The organism is Aureispira sp. CCB-E, assembly GCF_031326345.1.
In the GTDB taxonomy this organism is placed as follows: domain Bacteria; phylum Bacteroidota; class Bacteroidia; order Chitinophagales; family Saprospiraceae; genus Aureispira.
Window position 1 is genome coordinate 3,811,888 of the sequence record NZ_CP133671.1, and the last position, 16,971, is coordinate 3,828,858.

Sequence of the window (16,971 nt, forward strand, 5' to 3'; positions counted from 1 at the left end):
TCAGCCAAACGTCAAAAAAATATGAATGTTATGAAAATATTAAGAGTAAATTTACAACTTTGGAAAAAATGATTTACTTTTACCTATTATTAAATCGGTAGAATCTTAAATTTGCCGAAGAATAATTGGAATGGTACATAAATTTTGCGAATTCATTATTTAATTTATATTAAAGTACAAATCTATTATGGTTAAAATTAATCTTATGCGTTTTTGTGCATTAGCATTTGCTGTTTTCTTTATGGGAACAACTGCTGACGCACAAACTAAAATTTGGGGCGTAGGTTCTGCAACCGGTGTTGCAGATGCTGAGTTCAGTAATCCGTTCACGAACGCGACTTCGTTTACAGCGGGAGACAATCCAACAACTTGGACTGCTCTAAGTGTAAATGAAAATGGTGGAGCTGTTACTCCTGGTAATGCTTACTGGACAAGAGATCTTACTGGATACTCTTCAGGAGCATTCTGGGGTGGAACTACTCCTATTAGCTCACCATCTCAACCTAATGGTGTAGCAATGTTTGATTCAGACTTTTTGGACAATGGAGGTTCTGGAGTACAAGGTACAGGAACTTCTCCTGCTGCTCATAGAGGTGAGTTAATTTCTCCAAGAATTGACCTTACTGGTTATACCGATTCTGCGTTGACAATCCAATTTTACACTTTGTATAGAAACTTCCAAATGACTGAATTGTCTATTGCTGTTTCTGTAGATGATGGTCAAACTTGGGCTGCAACAGAAGATTTTAGATCAGCAGTTCCAGATTTAACACAAGATTTTGCTCGTGTTTTATTTACAAACGCAACAGCAGGTGTTGCTAACTTGTCTCAATGTCGTATTCGTTTCACTTTTGATGGCAATTACTACTTTGCAATCGTTGATGACGTTACAATTGAAACAGCACCAGTTTATGATATTGCTCTAGGTGGTGCTGAGGCAGGAAGTAACTTATTGATTGGTAGCGGTGACAATGTAAAAGTTGGTGGAAACCCATACAACGCATTGAACAACATCGTTCATGCCAATGACATCAGAGAATGGTTCTGGGGATCTAAAGCAATCAACGTAGGATACAAAGACATCGTTCCTAGTGATTCTGCTGCTATTCACATCAATATTGATTTTACAGATGCTGTTACAGGAGCAACTACTCAAGGTATTTACACAGATGTAATGTACTATGATTCTTTACCTGGTGGTAATGTAAGTGGAGAAACTCAAATTGACTATTTGGATGACATCAACTTCATCAACACATATGGTGCAGGTGCTTACCGTGTTACTTATTGGGTGGATCACAAAAATGCAGACGGAAATGCTGCTAATGACACTGCTAGACATACGTTTACAATTACAGACGATGCTGCTCCTTTGAGAAACTATATTTCTAAAGCTAGATTATCAGCTAACGATGGTGCTGTATTCTCTTCTAGATCTATTTTCCCAGGTGGTGGTCCTTTCTCTTCTTGGGAGTACGGTTCTGTATATTTCTTCCCTAGAGGTGAAAGTGATACAATTACAATTGATTCTGTTTCTTTCCGTTACCGCTTAACAAATAATTTCTCTGGAGCTGCCAGCCAAACATTATTCTGTAATGTATATGAGATGGATCCTTCTACAGGAACATTGAATGATGGTGCTTTGTTGACTCAAATTGGTATTGGAACAATTTCATTGACAGGTTTGGGTACTACTGTAGCAGCTGGTGATTATGGTTTAACTACAGTTACTAACTTTGTTAATGCAACAGGTTCTGGAGCAATGCCAGGATTGAAAGACAATGGTTTCTACTATGTTTCTATCTTGACAAATCCAAGTTTGACAACAGGTCCAGCTACATTTGATAGTGACGATGTGCCATGGTTGGGTGCTGATGAGAATAACTTCTACATGAATGCAGCTATGACTCGTGTAGATTCTGTTAACAACCCTTCTCCATTGAAGGTTGTTGATGCTGCTGGTACAACAGATTGGTTCTGGACTGGTTTTGGAGCAGATATCGTTCCTTCTATCGGATTGTTCTTGGGAGTTAAGCCTGTGAATCCTGTTTCTGTATCTACTGTATATGCTGCTGAAGGTGCTACATTTAGTGTATTCCCTAACCCAGCTACAGATGTATTAAACTTTAACTTTGAAGCAGAAGAAGCTACAGATGTTATGTATATTTTAACGGATATTGCTGGTCGCGTATTAAACGTTACTCAAAGTTTAAATGTTACTAAAGAAACACAAAGCATTGATATTTCTGAATTGCCTGCAGGTGTTTATATGCTTACAGCTAAAGCTGGAAATAAAAACTGGACTGAAAAAGTAGTAGTAGACTAATCTAGAAGTTACTACAGTTCAACATATAATGAAAGAGGGCAGCCTATTGGGGCTGCCCTTCTTTTTTTGGTATCTTGTGCTTTTTTATATTATGTATCAATTTTTAATTCCCCATTCGGACCATGAACCATCATAAAGTGCCATAGGATTTTTTAGAACAGTTTGGAATGCTAGTAAAAGAATACAAGCAGTAGTGCCAGACCCACAACTAAATATAAGTCGTTTTTTACCTAAATTTGAAGACTGTGCAAGTGTTAATAAAGCTTCTTTTTCTTTGAAAAAACCACTGTGCAAAACTTTTGTAAAGGGAATATTGATCGAACCTTGAATATGACCAGAACGTAAATTCGGTCTAGGTTCTGGAGCCTTGCCCCAAAAACGAGCTTTCTTTCGGGCATCAATGATTATGGCTGTTGTGTCGGATAAGTGTTGTGTAAGCTGCGATTGATTCACCAACCACCCTGCGTTATAGTTTGTTATGAAATTTCCTAGTTTATATGTGGTCGAATCTGCTGAATAAATTTCTGTAGGGTATAGGGCGGATACCCAAGCAGGAAGTCCTCCATCTAAAACAGCGATATTGGTATGCCCCATAAGTTGAAACATCCACCAAACTCTAGGACTTGAGTAAATGCCCAAATTATCATAAACAACAATAGTGCTATCTTGGTTAATGCCTAATTTTTGACATTCTAAAGCAAAATATTGGGGAGACAAGACCATGTTTGGTAAATCGGAATCTTGACATGAAAATATATTTTTTAAATCAAAAAAACGAGCTCCCTTTATCTTTAGATTGGAAAAATTCGTTTTCAAATTTGCTTGGTTTTGCTTTAGACTGGCATCTAAAATTACTAGGTTGGGATCGCCTATGTGCTGAAAAAGCCAATCAATAGATACGATAGTCTGATTCATTAGTCTTTACGCATGATGGTTGTTTGTTGACGAATAGATTCTTTATGAATCGTATTAATAATATCCTCAACAAAAGATTCGGATAAGCTAGAGGAAGCAGCTTTTTCTAAGGCGCTATTGCGCACATTGAGCCACCGTTCGATTTGTAATATCGCAATATTGCTTTCTTTTTTGTGTAACCCAATTTGTCGGACAATTTCCATGCGTTGAGATAACAAATGCAGCGTTTGTGTATCCAGATTGTCAATTAAAGTCCTAAAATGGTTTATTTTGTTTAAATAATCTAGGTTGTCCGTGTCTAGCTGCCTAGTGATGAGTTGTTTCATTAAAGTTTGCAATCCTTCTGGAGTGACTTGTTGTTGTGCATCACTCCAAGCGGTGTCTGGAGTAATGTGACTTTCCAGCATCAACCCATCAAAATTTAAATCAAGGGCGTGTTGAGCAATTTCAAATAATAAGTCCCTCTTGCCAGCAATATGACTCGGGTCGCAAATAATTTCTAAGTTAGCTATCCTTCTGCGCAACTCAATAGGAATTTCCCACTGTGGTTGATTTCTATATTTAGGAGCATTATAAACTGAGAAACCTCTATGAATGGCAGCAATTTTCTGAATGCCAGCTTGTGCAATGCGCTCAATGGCACCAATCCAAAGTTCTAAATCTGGATTGACGGGATTTTTAATCATAATTGGAATGTCTACACCTTGTAGAGCATCCGCAATTGCTTGAACAGCAAATGGATTGACCGTAGTACGAGCACCAAGCCATAAGATATCAATGCCATGTTTTAAGGCTTCTTCGACATGGTTTGCATTGGCAACTTCACAACAAACTGGTAAGTTGGTTTGTTTTCCCGCTTCTACAAGCCAAGGCAACGCTTTTTTTCCAATTCCTTCAAAGGAACCAGGTCTAGTTCTTGGTTTCCAGATTCCAGCACGTAAAACATCTACTCCTAAATTGGCAATCTGAGTACAGGTTTGCAATACTTGTGTTTCTGTTTCTGCTGAACAAGGACCAGAGATTAGAAAAGGTTTTTCTTTGGATAATTGAATTCCTAATTTCCAGTCTTTTATGTTGATTATATTCATATGTGTATATAAAAAGGTATTTTTAAAAGCAATATTCTACAACGATAAAGTAATTTTTAGTGTAACAATAAATACCGTCTAGAGTTGCGGTATCTCACAACCAATTAGTAGTCGTGCGTATTATTAATAATATTCAATCAGAATTTATAGTTGTGTTTAATAAATAAAGGAAGGCTTATAAAGCCAACAATTCATTAAAATATTGGACATAATTATCTCGTTCTGATAAAACAGAATAGTGATTTAAGACTGTTTGGCGACCTTTTCTGCCTATTTCTTGGCGCAATTGAGGATTGTCAATAAGTAAAGAAAGTTTTTCTACCCAATCTTCTGTCGTAGAAACAAGAAAGCCATTGACTCCATCTTCAATAACCTCACTGTTGACACCAACATCCGATAATATAGCGGCTTGCTCCAAAGACATATATAAGAGACCTTTGAGGGCACATTTACCTTTTGTCCACTCATCATTAGGCAACGGCATAATTCCGATATCTATTTCAGACAATTCAAATACTTCACTATTGCTAGACCAAGCAACTCCATGTATATCAAGGTCTTTATTGTAGTAGTTAGCATCCCCAATAACTTTAAAGTAAACTTTATCCCCATACTTTTCCTTAATCTTTTTTAGAGCAGGCAAGGCATATTCAAAATAAGGAATGGTCGAAAAACTTCCACTCCAACCAATACAGATTTTTTCCTTAGAGGCAGCTGTTGCTCGCTTGTAGTTATCACTATCAACTACTGTTGGAACTAGTTTGGTGTTGGGGTTAAATTGTTTGGCATAGTCTGCTAGAAAAGAATTGCCTGCAAAAACCATATCTGAAATAGCGATTAACTTTTGAGTTTTAGCAGCATCTTTTAAAAAACTAAGCTTTTTGTTGCCTTCAGAGACATTTTGCAACCAAATAGAGTCATCAAAATCAAACAACATCTTTGTTTTTTTTGCAAAACGCTTTTCAAAAAAAACAGTTCCCAACATAAATGCTTCTCGTTGCACAAAAACAAAGTCGTATTTTTTTGCCTGAAAAGATTTGAACCACAATTTTAAAATGCTGCGAATTAAAATGCCGATCTTGGCGATGTAATTGCCTGCACCATAAAACTTTTGGTCGTCTTGGGCACGAATCAAATAAAAATATTCAAATTCAAATCCCTGCTTTTCTAAATAGGGTTGAAATTGCTCAAAGCGGTAACGTTGAGAAGGAGAACGGTCGGGACGATGTAGTCCCATAAATAGTACTTTTTTCATAGTTGTTGTTTATCGGAAGAAACCGAGCTGCAAAGCTATAAAAAAAGTGAGATGGATTAGAATATAATAATGTTTAATCAACGCTTTAGAATCTTTTTGGGTGAACTACATGAGATTGTAAAAAAAATGATTACTTTAAACTAATCTTCTCACAATAAAAAGTCCTAAAGATATGAACGTAAAATTCTGTGGTGCTGCTCAAGACGTAACAGGTAGTTGTCATTTGTTGACTTTAAAAAATGGACATAAAATCCTTCTAGATTGCGGTTTGTATCAAGGAAATGAAGCGGATATGCATAGTTTCAACGAGCAGTGGTCCTATTTCAACCCCAAAGAAATTGATTTTCTTATTCTGTCACATGCGCATATTGATCATATTGGACGAGTACCTAAGTTGGTAAAAGATGGTTTTAAAGGGCAGATTCTTTGTACGCACGCTACACGAAGTTTGGCTTCTATTATGTTGATGGATGCAGGCAAAATTCAAGAAAACGAGGCAGATGAGAATAATCCTCCGTTGTTTACTTGTGAAGATGCCAAAATAGCACTTTATTTCTTTACAGGTTTAAGTTACGAACGTTGGCATTTTGTCGAAGTAGGATTAGAGGTATTTTTCAGAGATGCGGGGCATATTTTGGGCTCGGCAAGTGTCACTCTAAAGATAGAAGAAGAAGGTGCTGCGCCAGTTTTATTTGGATTTACAGGTGATATTGGTAGAAATGAACGCCCCATTTTAAAAGATCCTATTCCTATGCCAGAGGTAGATTATCTGATTTGCGAATCTACTTATGGAGGGAAGGTGCACCAGAATCTTACTGCAGACTTAAATGACTTATTGTATGTTGTTAGGGAGACTTGTGTTTTAAATGAAGGGAAATTGCTAATCCCTGCGTTTAGTGTAGGAAGAACACAAAGTCTTATTTATATGTTGGATCAATTAGAAACTGCTGGGAAGTTGCCTGAAATTCCTGTGTATATAGATAGCCCCCTGGCTATTAATGCTGTTGATATATTCAGAACCCATCCTGAATGTTATGATGAACAGCTGCACGATTATTTGATGGAAGATCCTAATCCTTTTGGCTTTTCGGGCTTGAATTATGTAAAACGTGGTGGTTTGGCAAACCGTCTTGCAGAATCGGAGGAGCCTTGTATTATTATTAGTTCTTCTGGAATGATGACTTCTGGGCGGGTACGACGTCATTTGTTTCATTTGGTAGAAGATTCTAAGAACACCGTTTTGATGGTCGGTTATTGTTCTCCTAATACGTTAGGAGGAAAGTTGCTAAGAGGGGATTCAACCGTTTATCTATATGGAGAGCGTAAAAATGTACGTATCAATGTAAAGCGTTTGGTTTCATTTTCTGCTCATGCTGATCAAGTTGAGCTTTTTAACTTTTTGCAAAACCAAAGGAGCTTAAAAAAACTGTTTTTAGTACATGGAGAATACAAGGTGCAAGCGGAATTTAAGCAATATTTGGAAGAACGAGGATTTAATAATATTGAGATTCCAAGTTTGGGAGAAAATTATGATTTGGAGTAAGGTGTATCAGATAATGAACTGTGTAGCATGTATGCAATGCCATCTAGCCACGCAGTAATGTTTTTAAGTTGCCAATGCTATATGAATGTTAATTTAAAAGACCATATAAATTAAATAAATAGTTACAAAAAGCAATTTTCAAATCAACATATTTATAGTACCTTTAAGCTTAATAAAAAAAATAACCAAAAAGTTAAGTCAATTACTATGGAGATAGCATACACTAAAAAAGCATACCAACTTTTGTTGGCTTTATTTATACTTCTTTTTGTTCAAGAAGCATTTGCGCAACCGAAATGGATTCGAGCGACCTATCGAGACGATCCATCTACAACGATTGCTTTGGGTTGGTCAGGAATAGTAGGAACTGTTTATTATGATACAACGGATCATGGTACCAACTATGCCGCTTACGCTTTAACAAAGACAGTTGATCGAAGTACAAGCCACAAAGGAAATAATCATTACTTTGTTCGTTTGACGAATTTACAACCAGGAACCGTTTATTATTTTGTTATTCAGCATGGAAGTTCTTCCGTTTCTGCAAGATATTCTTTCCGTACAATTTCGGATGATCCAAATCAACCTATTTCTTTTATTTCAGGTGGTGATTCTCGGCAACGAGTAAATATTTTTGGGGTAGGCGATCCTGCCTGTTGGGGAAATGGTTGTCGTGAAACTCGACAAGATCTGAACCGAATCGTTGGAAAAATACGCCCTGATTTTGTAGCGTTTACAGGTGATTATATTCGAAATTATGATGTCTTTCCCTTTGATAGTGATGATGATTGGGAAGAGTGGATGAACGACTGGGATTTGGCAAATGGTCCCGATGGACGTATCACACCAATTATTCATGCTTTGGGAAATCACGAAGATGCTGTAGATTTGGATAGATTATTTGATGTTTCTAATACAGATATTTATTATGCAACTAATTTTGGAGGCAATTTATTTCGTTTGTACACCTTAAATTCAGAGCCTTCTGATGCGTGCACAGATGTTATTCAAAAAAATTGGTTGGTGAATGACTTGCAGCAAAATAGCATGCCTTCTAACACTCCTTATTGGAAGATTGTGCAGTACCACCAACCAATGGTACCACATGCTAACTATTCGGCTCGTACAGACTTAATTAACTGTTGGGCTTCGGAATTTGCTACTTATGGCGTACGTTTGGCTTGTGAATCGCATACGCACGTACTCAAGACGACTTATCCACTTAAGTATGATGCAACAGCGAGTAGTAGTTATCATAATTTAGTGAGAGACGATAGCATTGGAGCTGTCTTTTTAGGAGATGGATCTTGGGGAGCACCTCCAAGAACGGCTTATGCGCCAATTCCCAATGTAACACAGGACGTAGAGCAAATTAGTGGTTTCTTTTTTGTAAATATTAATAAGCAACGTATTCAAATCAAAACCGTAGTTCCTTTTCCTGATAGTATGGCAAATGTGCCTCAATTGTTGGATGATGATCAAGGAACATTATTACCAACAGGCGTTCCTTTGTGGCGTCCAGCAAATGGTTCGGAATGCATTATTATACCCAATTATAATCCTTTGTTGTTGGCAACTAATAAAGTTTTGGATGTACCAAGAGCACCTGCAGCAGTTGTAGCCCCTAATCCAGCACAAGATTATGTGACTGTTCGCTTTAAAGAAGTGTTGACGGAAGCTGTAACGATTGAAATTTATGATGCTAGAGGAAAACGCTGCCAATCACACACCAATGTAAAGGATCAAAATTTTAAAGTGGATGTTTCTAATTTGTGTTCAGGAGTTAATTTTATTAATATTGTGACAGACAAAGATGTAGAATCACATAAAGTCGTTATTGTGAAATAACATTTCTATCAAAAGATATGTTTAGGATGAGAATGCTTATAGAAAACAAGAACAAATAACTTTAACAAAAATCTATTATGGGTCATCACAATATAAAAACATTAAAAGTTGCCTCTTTTAATCTGTTGAACTTAATTCAGCCGAATACAAAATTCTACGGTAAACGTTTTTATACTCAAGAGGAATATGAGAAGAAAAAAACTTGGATTTCTTTGCAGCTTACCAAAATGGATGCAGATATTGTTGGCTTTCAAGAGCTATTTGATGAAACTTCTCTAAGGGAAATTGTAGAGCAGCATCCTTTGTATAAAGGTGCCGATATTGTTATGGGAGCTCGAAAAGGTGGTAGTCCTGCTGTAGCAATTGTTTCTAGATACCCCATTCGTTCTTATACGGTCTATTCCGATTTTCCAGAACAGTTAGAGGTTGATGGTTTGGTTGTTCCTTTTACCGAATTTTCTAGACCGATATTGAAGGCGGAGGTAGAACTACCTTCAGAGCTACCTTTAACTGTATTTGTAGCGCATCTAAAGTCTAAGCGTCCTCTAATTCCCGATAGCGTTGTGGATCGACATGATCCACTAGAAATATCCAAAGGAGAAGCGCGATCGTTGTTGTTAAGAGCTTCTGAGGCAAATGCCTTGCGTACTATTTTGATGGAAAGCTTGAGAGATCGAGACCATCCTGTGATTACTTTGGGCGATTTGAACGATACGCATACATCGGTAACCACACAGATTATATCTGGGCAAGCGCCACCACGCTTTTGGTCAATGGAGCAAAAGAAAAAATTATGGGATATTTTGTTGTATCATGTCAAAGATATTCAAGCTCGACAGTCTTCGCAAGATGTTTATTATACGCATATTCATAATGGGCATTACGAAAGTTTGGACCACATTATGGTTAGCCAAGAGCTGGTAAAGGAAAATCCGAATAGAGTTGGTCGAGTTGTTTATGTTCGTACTTTTAACGATCATATTGTTGATCAAACCTTTGCAAATAATAAAATAAATTGTTGGGAATCAGATCATGCTCAAGTTGTAGCAACAATAGAGCTAGAAGATCGTGATTATAATCATTATAAAAATAAACAATAAAAATGGCACTTACAGAGTCTAATATGCTTCCGTTAGGAACAGAAGCTCCCGATTTTGCATTATTGGATACCGTTACAGGAAAAGAAGTTCGTTTGGAATCCATCCAATCTGATAAGGCAACGGTTATTATGTTTACTTGCAATCATTGTCCTTATGTCTTGCACGTGAATGAAGAATTAGTAAAATTGTCTACTGAATACATGGCAAAAGGTGTTTCTTTTGTCGCTATTAGTTCAAATGATGTAGAGAACTATCCACAAGATAGTCCCGAAAAAATGAAAGAACTCGCAGAAGAAGTGGGATATCCTTTTCCTTATTTGTACGATGCTACGCAGGTAGTTGCTAAGGCTTATGATGCTGCTTGTACACCAGATTTTTACGTTTTTGATGGAGAACTAAAGTTGCGTTATAGAGGACGTTTGTGCCCTTCACGCCCCAATACCGATATTCCTGTCACTGGAGAGGATTTGAGAGCAGCAATTGATGCTGTGTTGGCAGGGGAACCTGTAACAGAAAAACAATATCCTAGCGCAGGTTGTAATATAAAATGGTTGAAATAGGATAGAAGGCAAGAATATGATTTACACATAAGCTGACTTTTGTTTAACAAAATGTGCATTTCATTTGTTATGTAAGAAAGCATTATGTAGCGTACCAAAAGCAAAAAGAACCTACAATTCTAACTATTGACTGTAGGTTCTTTTTGTGTATAATGGTCAACAAACATTCTAATCACCATAAATATTCAAAAAAAATGAGTACCAAACGATTCTATTTTATAGTAACATTATTTTTATTGATAACTGTAGCTTGTGAAAATACTCCTTCTGAAACCTCACAAGATGCAGAGCCATCCAAAGAATTATCGGAGGCGGACAAGGCATTGGTAAAAGACATTATGAAGGAAGAGGTTGTAGAGACGGAGCCTCAAGCTACCTTTGATCAAAGTCAACTAACCAATGATGTATTGGGTTTGTGTGTCAAGTTCAAAGCATTGGATGGTGCCGATAGGCAAGGCGTTTTTAATAAATTTGAAACAATATTACCGAGTTGCCCTGTTGATTTGTTAGAGGATAATATAGTAGAGCCAAATATAGACGAAGCGGTTCAAGTGATGTCTGTGAACGACTTAAAAGAATTATTGGGGGAGCCTAACGAAGTTCGAGAAGATGGAATGTTGGTATATAACCTATCAGCAGATAAGACATATCGAGTTTTGTTTTTAACAGGCGACTCTGGGGCTGTTGTTTGTCGATTGTATGAAGGGGCTAGTTAAGGCTGTTTAAACTGGGCTTTAATATTTAAAGCCCAGTTTAAACAATCTTATCGTTTTAAACGAATAGGAATCCAGACTTCTTCTTCAGAGTCGGGAGAATTATTCTTGTACTTGTCGCCCAACAACTCAAAATGTTCTCGTTGATCCAATTCGTAATCGGATTGCGGAAGCCATTGACCAAAAATGTATTGGCTAGTTTTGGGAAAGTCCTCTGGAGCGCCTTTATGCACAAAAATAGCGTACAGACCACCACTCAATGTAAAAGAGGAAAGTTCTTCGGGAATCTGTTTGTAATGACTAACCTCAACGGCTGCCCATTTGGTGAAATTGGTTTCAGGAGTAAAGTTATCAAAGCTAATTGCTGTATCGTATACTTGGATCGAAAACAACTCATTACTAACACTATTAGGCAAGGTTTTGACCAAAGGCATCACGCTTTTCCATAACTCAACCGTTTTGTCATTGGCTAGGCTCATTTCTACTGATTTGCCGACTAGTTTTTTTTGTGGCAAAAACTCTATTCTTGGTTCCATGTATTTTAATATCTAAATGAAATATAGTTAATTGTAAGCCATTTCCCAGTCTTTCCAAACGGGTTCGTAGCCTTGTTCTTTTAGCATTTTAACAATTGTAGCGGGAGAGCGTTCGTCCGAAATTTCAAACTGTTCTAAAGATTGAGGTTCTACCGTATAGCCCCCTGGATTTGTCTTAGATCCTGCACTCATAGAAGTAATCCCTAGCTTAATAATATTATTACGGAAAATTTCTGTTTCACGAGTGGAAATAGAAAGTTCTACCTCTTCATTAAAAATGCGATACGCACAGATTAATTGTACCAATTCTCTATCATTCATAGCTACTTTTGGTTCTAAGCCCCCCGAAAAAGGACGCAGCCTAGGAAACGAAATGGTGTACTTGGTTTTCCAGTAGGTTCGTTCTAAGTAATCTAAATGCAAAGCCGTGAAAAAACTATCTGTCCGCCAATCTTCCAAGCCAATTAATGTACCTAAGCCAATTTTGTGAACCCCCGCTTTGCCCAAACGATCGGGCGTATCTAGACGATAATAAAAATTAGACTTTTTTCCTTTAGGGTGGTGTTTTTTATAATCCTCTTGATGATACGTTTCTTGGTAGACTAAAACGGTATTCAAGCCCATCGGAAGTAAAACCTCATAATCTGCTTGGTCTAGCGGTTGAACTTCCATAGACACATGCGCAAAATGAGGGGTAACAATTTCTAATGCTTTTTTGAAATAATCAACGCCTACGGTTTTGTTGGCTTCTCCTGTTACTAACAAAACATGTTCATAGCCCATGCCTTTTAGTGTTTCAATTTCTTGCAAGATTTCAAAGCCATTAAGTGTGCGTCGTGCAATTTTATTGTCTAAACTAAAGCCGCAATAAGTGCAAATATTTTGACATTCGTTGGACAAGTACATCGGAATGTAGAGCTGCATCGTTCGCCCAAACCGTTTGAGTGTTAACTCATGACTCAACTGCGCCATTTGCTCTAAATAAGGGGCCGCTGCTGGGGATATTAAGGCTTTAAAATCCTCTATGGTACGTTTAGAGGCAGTCAAAGCACGTTCTACATCTACACTAGTTTTGCTGTAAATACTAGCTTTCACGGTATTCCAATCGTGCTGATCAAATATTGTTTTAAAACTACTCATTGTTTCTCTACTCTGTTCTCAAATACTTCTTTTTAGAATGCTTGTATGTCAATAGTCTGTGCAAAATGTGCTTTGGATTGTAACATGATTGTTAAAGAAATGCACAGGCTACTAATCACAAAAGTAAAGGATAGATATTAGAAAAGCTATTTATTGGAGGATTAAAGTTAGCGTATGAAAAAAGCAATTTGTAGAATTGTTATATAACAATGAAGGTGAGTTGCTTGATTATCATTATAAACAGTTATTTATAAAATGATTATTCTACACAAAATCAAATTAAATCTATGAGATGGAAAAATGCCCCTCTAAGATAGGGTCTTAAAGGGGCTTGTATATTGAATATGCAAACTATTCAACAAGTTTTGAATGCTTTTGAATGTATTTTTGGACACTATTACTAATAGGAATAGTAGGATCAAGCCGATCATCTGGAATAGCTTTTAAGGTACTTGTTTGCAATGGAATTTGACCTGCCCAAATGGGTAAATTATAATCTTCTTTTTCATCTTTGGGATGACCGACTCGTATTTTGGCAGCCCCTTCCTCAATTTTTAGTTTTAAAACAGTCGTTCCTTTTAACTCTTTTGAATTTGGAGGACGAACTTCGTCCCAGCGATTGGGAATTAAGTGTTCGGAGATGATTTTTAACCCCAATTCTTTCTCCTCGGGGCTGTCAACAACAATTGGCTTGCCTAGTAAATTAACGGAACGGTAATTCATGGAGTGGTGAAATGCAGAACGGGCTAATACCAAGCCATCAACCAATGAAACACTTAGACAAATAGTTTGGCTAACAATGCTTTTTAGCATACGACTACTAGCAGCACCATGTATATATAAGTATTCTCCTAACCGACCATAGAGCGTTGGAATGACAAACGGTTGTTCTTGGTAATTAAATCCAATATTGGCTAAATAAGCTGCATCCAAAACGTTGTAGATGCTTGTTGGATCGTATAAGCCGCGTTTGGGGACTCTTTTTATTTTGGTGCGGGGACTTTGCAATGATTTTTTTTCCATTAGTCAATCGTGTTTTTAGAATTCGTATATATTGAGTTTAGCTATGTTTCTACTACGTGGTTGTGGTTTTTCGTTTTTTGTGCCGTAAAGTAGAGTGTAAATCTATGCTGTTTTAGGACTATTTTTTGAATCCAGTTTTTATAAAGTTACTAGGCCACTTTTGAAACAATAGGTTTACAACCATTCTTCTGTTTTATTTTTATACCACTCCTTAGGATTACTATAGTCTACATAAAAACCATCCGTTCGAATCAGAAACTCCACCAATGAAAGTTCCTTTTTTAATACTTTATTCCTGAAATCTAAATCTGAATTAGAAGGGAAAGCGTGTTTGCCTATTGGATCATTTACAGCCCTAGGATGATTGTGATAATGTTTTAAAAAGTCAATCTCTTTGGGGTAATTGAGTAGGTGATGAACTTTTATAGACCCAAAGAATTCTAGTTTGTCGCTATAGGTCGTATAGATAAAACTTCTGGATTGTTTATTAATTCCAATAGAAAGCAAAGACCACTCTATGGAAGTATGATCAGCTAAGAATTCAAATAAGCGTTTTGCTCCTTCAAAATCTTCTCTAAAGGAGATTTGCAATCCTTTAAAATGCTGTCCATTGGTTCGTCCTTTGAGTGGTATTGTATGCTGTAAGATGCCTTTTTTTAATAAAATGTGACGATTTAAAATGGTTCCTTTTTGTTTTTGATAATAGATGTTGCTTCTTTTTCCAATCACCAAAATCAGCCGATCAAAACTATCTTTGGTCTCTTTAATAAGATTAATACGACCTTTCTCGTTGATGGTGTAGTCGTGTAATAAAGTGCTATAAGGTCTGCCTAGTAAACTAGAGTTGATGGTAAAGAAGGTACTTAGAAATATTATCCAATGAAGGGGCATTGTGGTACTCATAAAGCGTGTTGTTCGTGTTAAAAATAGATGGAATAAACTTCGACAAATGGACGAATGATAGACGGAACTGTTGAAAGAATTTTATCCGATTAATTAGGACTTGTAGACACAAAATTATAGCTTTATAGGACTATTTATTTAGTCCACTTTTTATAAGTTTAATAGTCCAGTTATGTTGCCTTACAAAAACTTAATTCCAATTTGTCGCTCAAGCAAGACAGCTATTTATTTACAGATTGTAGAAGCATTTGCCAAGCTAATCCAACAAGGAAAATTATCAGCAGAAACAAAATTGCCAGGTTCTAGAGTGTTGGGGCAATTGTTAGAAGTCCACAGAAATACCATTACAGTTGCTTATGAGGAATTAGAGGCGCAGGGCTGGGTAGAAATACGTCCGAAGCGTGGTGTATTTGTACATCAAAAAATTCCTACCATAAAGGCACAAGAGTTGAAAAGAGAAGGAAATACAGCTTCTAATAAAATTGGTTATGCGATACAACCACTTAGGTATATAAAGCCTGCTCATCCTATGCCACTTAGTCGTTTGCAGTTCAATGATGGCGTACCAGATGTTCGTTTGGCTCCGTTGACAGCTTTGGGAAGGGCGTACCGATCGGTCATTCAGCGCTCTAGTTTTAAAAAAGGATTGGTATATGGAACAACAAAAGGAGGCTTGGAGCTGAGAACAGAATTGGTAGAGTATCTTCAAAGTACGAGGGGAATTGCACTAGGGGTAGATAATATGTTAATTTCGAGAGGTTCTGTCATGGGGCTTTATATGGTAGCGCAGATTCTAGTGAAACCCAAAGATATTGTAGTCGTTGGTAGGTTAAATTATAGTACTGCAAATATGATGTTTCAAGAATTAGGGGCAGAATTGGTTTATATTGATGTTGATGAGCAAGGAGTTGTTGTAGAGCAGTTGGAACAGTATTGTCGGCATAAACCAATACGGGCAATTTATGTTGCTTCCCACCACCATCATCCAACAACGGTGACCTTGAGTGCTGATAGGAGATTAAAACTATTAAAATTGGCGCAAGAGCATAGTTTTGCTATTATAGAGGACGATTACGATTATGACTTTCATTATCAGAGAAATCCAATCTTGCCTTTGGCGAGTATCGATCAGTTGAAGCACGTTATTTATATTGGCTCTTTGAGTAAAGTAATGGCACCTGCTTTTCGGGTAGGTTTTGTTGCCGCCCATCCTGATTTGATTAATGAGATGGCTAGGTTGAGAAGGGTTATTGATCGACAAGGAGATTTTCCGCTCGAAAAAGCGATAGCAGAGCTGTTTCAAACTGGAGAAATTCAGCGACACATTCGAAAATCGTTGCGCATCTATCAGCAGCGAAGAGATCGTTTGGATGAATTGCTAAAAACTTATATGAGCGATGCCGTTTATTTTGACAAACCCAATGGAGGAATGGCCATTTGGACTGTTTTTGACAACCAAATAGATGTGCAAAGCAGTGCCAAAAAAGCCCTTCGACAAGGGCTTTTCTTTTCTTCAGGAGAGGGGTATACTATTAATGTACCGAACCTAAAAGCAACTCGATTGGGATTTACTTCTATGACGCTGGATGAATTGGAAGAAGCGGTTCTTATTTTAAAAAAATCTATCGTTACAACAAACCCTTAGACCGGTGCAATTTTGTTTGCATCACCGTAGCAATAGACAAGGCTTTATTTTTGGCATTATTGGCAACTGTTCCTTCAAAAAGCTCATCTACGGTGTTGGTAAATAGTTCTAGCCAACGTTCAAAATGCTCTTGGCGAAGGGGAACTTTTTGGTTTAAATCTAAGTGTACTTTCAACACATTTCTTTTGTATCCATTGGGAGTTAACAAAATATTTTCCCAAAAATCAAATAAGTGAGGAAAATGCTTGTCTAAGTCAATTTGAGCAACATCTATAAAAATAAAGGCAATGGTTTTGTCTACCAATACTTTTTCATAAAAAGTTCTAATCAAGTGCTCTACGTCAGCTCTAGTTTGTATATCTTTTGTTGAAGTCAT

General features: G+C 37.1%; 15 protein-coding genes. 7 read left to right on the plus strand and 8 right to left on the minus strand.

What is annotated here, in order from left to right; all coding sequences use genetic code 11:
* Positions 1 to 205: 205 nt before the first annotated feature.
* A complete protein-coding gene (locus QP953_RS14805) occupies positions 206 to 2,326 on the plus strand; it encodes a T9SS type A sorting domain-containing protein (RefSeq protein WP_309551557.1) in 2,121 nt (706 codons plus the stop codon).
* 96 nt (positions 2,327 to 2,422) lie between these two features.
* Here the strand turns inward: QP953_RS14805 and QP953_RS14810 are convergent, their stop codons facing one another.
* The 3 genes from QP953_RS14810 to QP953_RS14820 form a co-directional block, all read right to left on the minus strand.
* Positions 2,423 to 3,241, minus strand: a complete 819-nt coding sequence (locus QP953_RS14810) for a sulfurtransferase (protein ID WP_309551559.1) — start codon at positions 3,239 to 3,241, stop codon at positions 2,423 to 2,425.
* Positions 3,241 to 4,329 (minus strand): bifunctional 3-deoxy-7-phosphoheptulonate synthase/chorismate mutase type II, encoded by a 1,089-nt coding sequence (locus QP953_RS14815; protein ID WP_309551561.1) that lies wholly within the window; start codon positions 4,327 to 4,329, stop codon positions 3,241 to 3,243. The genes QP953_RS14810 and QP953_RS14815 overlap by 1 nt, the downstream gene beginning before the upstream one ends.
* A gap of 175 nt (positions 4,330 to 4,504) precedes the next feature.
* On the minus strand, positions 4,505 to 5,584 hold the full coding sequence (locus tag QP953_RS14820) for a glycosyltransferase family 4 protein (RefSeq protein ID WP_052598830.1): 1,080 nt from the start codon (positions 5,582 to 5,584) through the stop codon (positions 4,505 to 4,507).
* Positions 5,585 to 5,756: 172 nt separating this feature from the next.
* Here QP953_RS14820 and QP953_RS14825 point away from each other — a divergent pair, with 172 nt between their 5' ends.
* The 5 genes from QP953_RS14825 to QP953_RS14845 all read left to right on the plus strand — a co-directional run bounded on the left by QP953_RS14825 (position 5,757) and on the right by QP953_RS14845 (position 11,351).
* The gene (locus tag QP953_RS14825) at positions 5,757 to 7,127 is read left to right on the plus strand and encodes an MBL fold metallo-hydrolase (RefSeq protein ID WP_309551563.1); all 1,371 of its coding nucleotides are present in this window, start codon (positions 5,757 to 5,759) and stop codon (positions 7,125 to 7,127) included.
* A gap of 207 nt (positions 7,128 to 7,334) precedes the next feature.
* Positions 7,335 to 8,975 (plus strand): T9SS type A sorting domain-containing protein, encoded by a 1,641-nt coding sequence (locus QP953_RS14830; RefSeq protein WP_052598828.1) that lies wholly within the window; start codon positions 7,335 to 7,337, stop codon positions 8,973 to 8,975.
* A 77-nt stretch (positions 8,976 to 9,052) separates the two neighbouring features.
* Positions 9,053 to 10,075 carry an endonuclease/exonuclease/phosphatase family protein gene (locus tag QP953_RS14835; protein WP_309551564.1) on the plus strand — a complete coding sequence of 341 codons (1,023 nt, stop codon included), beginning with the start codon at positions 9,053 to 9,055 and terminating at the stop codon, positions 10,073 to 10,075.
* Positions 10,076 to 10,077: 2 nt separating this feature from the next.
* Complete coding sequence (locus tag QP953_RS14840; RefSeq protein ID WP_309551565.1) at positions 10,078 to 10,635, plus strand: thioredoxin family protein; 558 nt, start codon at positions 10,078 to 10,080, stop codon at positions 10,633 to 10,635.
* A gap of 194 nt (positions 10,636 to 10,829) precedes the next feature.
* Positions 10,830 to 11,351 (plus strand): hypothetical protein, encoded by a 522-nt coding sequence (locus QP953_RS14845; protein ID WP_052598825.1) that lies wholly within the window; start codon positions 10,830 to 10,832, stop codon positions 11,349 to 11,351.
* A gap of 47 nt (positions 11,352 to 11,398) precedes the next feature.
* On the opposite strand, the gene QP953_RS14850 is transcribed toward QP953_RS14845, so the two are convergent.
* From QP953_RS14850 to QP953_RS14865, 4 genes are all read right to left on the minus strand, one after another.
* Complete coding sequence (locus QP953_RS14850) at positions 11,399 to 11,884, minus strand: GyrI-like domain-containing protein (RefSeq protein ID WP_052598824.1); 486 nt, start codon at positions 11,882 to 11,884, stop codon at positions 11,399 to 11,401.
* Positions 11,885 to 11,911: 27 nt separating this feature from the next.
* The gene (gene thiH, locus QP953_RS14855; protein WP_052598823.1) at positions 11,912 to 13,024 is read right to left on the minus strand and encodes a 2-iminoacetate synthase ThiH; all 1,113 of its coding nucleotides are present in this window, start codon (positions 13,022 to 13,024) and stop codon (positions 11,912 to 11,914) included.
* 351 nt (positions 13,025 to 13,375) lie between these two features.
* A complete protein-coding gene (locus QP953_RS14860; protein WP_052598822.1) occupies positions 13,376 to 14,047 on the minus strand; it encodes a pyridoxamine 5'-phosphate oxidase family protein in 672 nt (223 codons plus the stop codon).
* 174 nt (positions 14,048 to 14,221) lie between these two features.
* The gene (locus tag QP953_RS14865) at positions 14,222 to 14,950 is read right to left on the minus strand and encodes a JAB-like toxin 1 domain-containing protein (RefSeq protein WP_309551567.1); all 729 of its coding nucleotides are present in this window, start codon (positions 14,948 to 14,950) and stop codon (positions 14,222 to 14,224) included.
* Between the two features lie 172 nt (positions 14,951 to 15,122).
* Here QP953_RS14865 and QP953_RS14870 point away from each other — a divergent pair, with 172 nt between their 5' ends.
* Complete coding sequence (locus QP953_RS14870) at positions 15,123 to 16,595, plus strand: PLP-dependent aminotransferase family protein (RefSeq protein ID WP_309551569.1); 1,473 nt, start codon at positions 15,123 to 15,125, stop codon at positions 16,593 to 16,595.
* Here the strand turns inward: QP953_RS14870 and QP953_RS14875 are convergent.
* Positions 16,579 to 16,971: a group III truncated hemoglobin gene (locus tag QP953_RS14875; protein WP_052598819.1), complete on the minus strand. Its 393-nt coding sequence runs from the start codon at positions 16,969 to 16,971 to the stop codon at positions 16,579 to 16,581. The genes QP953_RS14870 and QP953_RS14875 overlap by 17 nt on opposite strands.

Bases quoted from the DNA above. Each gene is read 5' to 3' on its own strand.
- QP953_RS14805 (WP_309551557.1), top strand. From the start codon at position 206: ATGCGTTTTTGTGCATTAGCATTTGCTGTTTTCTTTATGGGAACAACT.
- QP953_RS14810 (WP_309551559.1), bottom strand. From the start codon at position 3,241: ATGAATCAGACTATCGTATCTATTGATTGGCTTTTTCAGCACATAGGC.
- QP953_RS14815 (WP_309551561.1), bottom strand. From the start codon at position 4,329: ATGAATATAATCAACATAAAAGACTGGAAATTAGGAATTCAATTATCC.
- QP953_RS14820 (WP_052598830.1), bottom strand. From the start codon at position 5,584: ATGAAAAAAGTACTATTTATGGGACTACATCGTCCCGACCGTTCTCCT.
- QP953_RS14825 (WP_309551563.1), top strand. From the start codon at position 5,757: ATGAACGTAAAATTCTGTGGTGCTGCTCAAGACGTAACAGGTAGTTGT.
- QP953_RS14830 (WP_052598828.1), top strand. From the start codon at position 7,335: ATGGAGATAGCATACACTAAAAAAGCATACCAACTTTTGTTGGCTTTA.
- QP953_RS14835 (WP_309551564.1), top strand. From the start codon at position 9,053: ATGGGTCATCACAATATAAAAACATTAAAAGTTGCCTCTTTTAATCTG.
- QP953_RS14840 (WP_309551565.1), top strand. From the start codon at position 10,078: ATGGCACTTACAGAGTCTAATATGCTTCCGTTAGGAACAGAAGCTCCC.
- QP953_RS14845 (WP_052598825.1), top strand. From the start codon at position 10,830: ATGAGTACCAAACGATTCTATTTTATAGTAACATTATTTTTATTGATA.
- QP953_RS14850 (WP_052598824.1), bottom strand. From the start codon at position 11,884: ATGGAACCAAGAATAGAGTTTTTGCCACAAAAAAAACTAGTCGGCAAA.
- thiH (WP_052598823.1), bottom strand. From the start codon at position 13,024: ATGAGTAGTTTTAAAACAATATTTGATCAGCACGATTGGAATACCGTG.
- QP953_RS14860 (WP_052598822.1), bottom strand. From the start codon at position 14,047: ATGGAAAAAAAATCATTGCAAAGTCCCCGCACCAAAATAAAAAGAGTC.
- QP953_RS14865 (WP_309551567.1), bottom strand. From the start codon at position 14,950: ATGAGTACCACAATGCCCCTTCATTGGATAATATTTCTAAGTACCTTC.
- QP953_RS14870 (WP_309551569.1), top strand. From the start codon at position 15,123: ATGTTGCCTTACAAAAACTTAATTCCAATTTGTCGCTCAAGCAAGACA.
- QP953_RS14875 (WP_052598819.1), bottom strand. From the start codon at position 16,971: ATGACTTCAACAAAAGATATACAAACTAGAGCTGACGTAGAGCACTTG.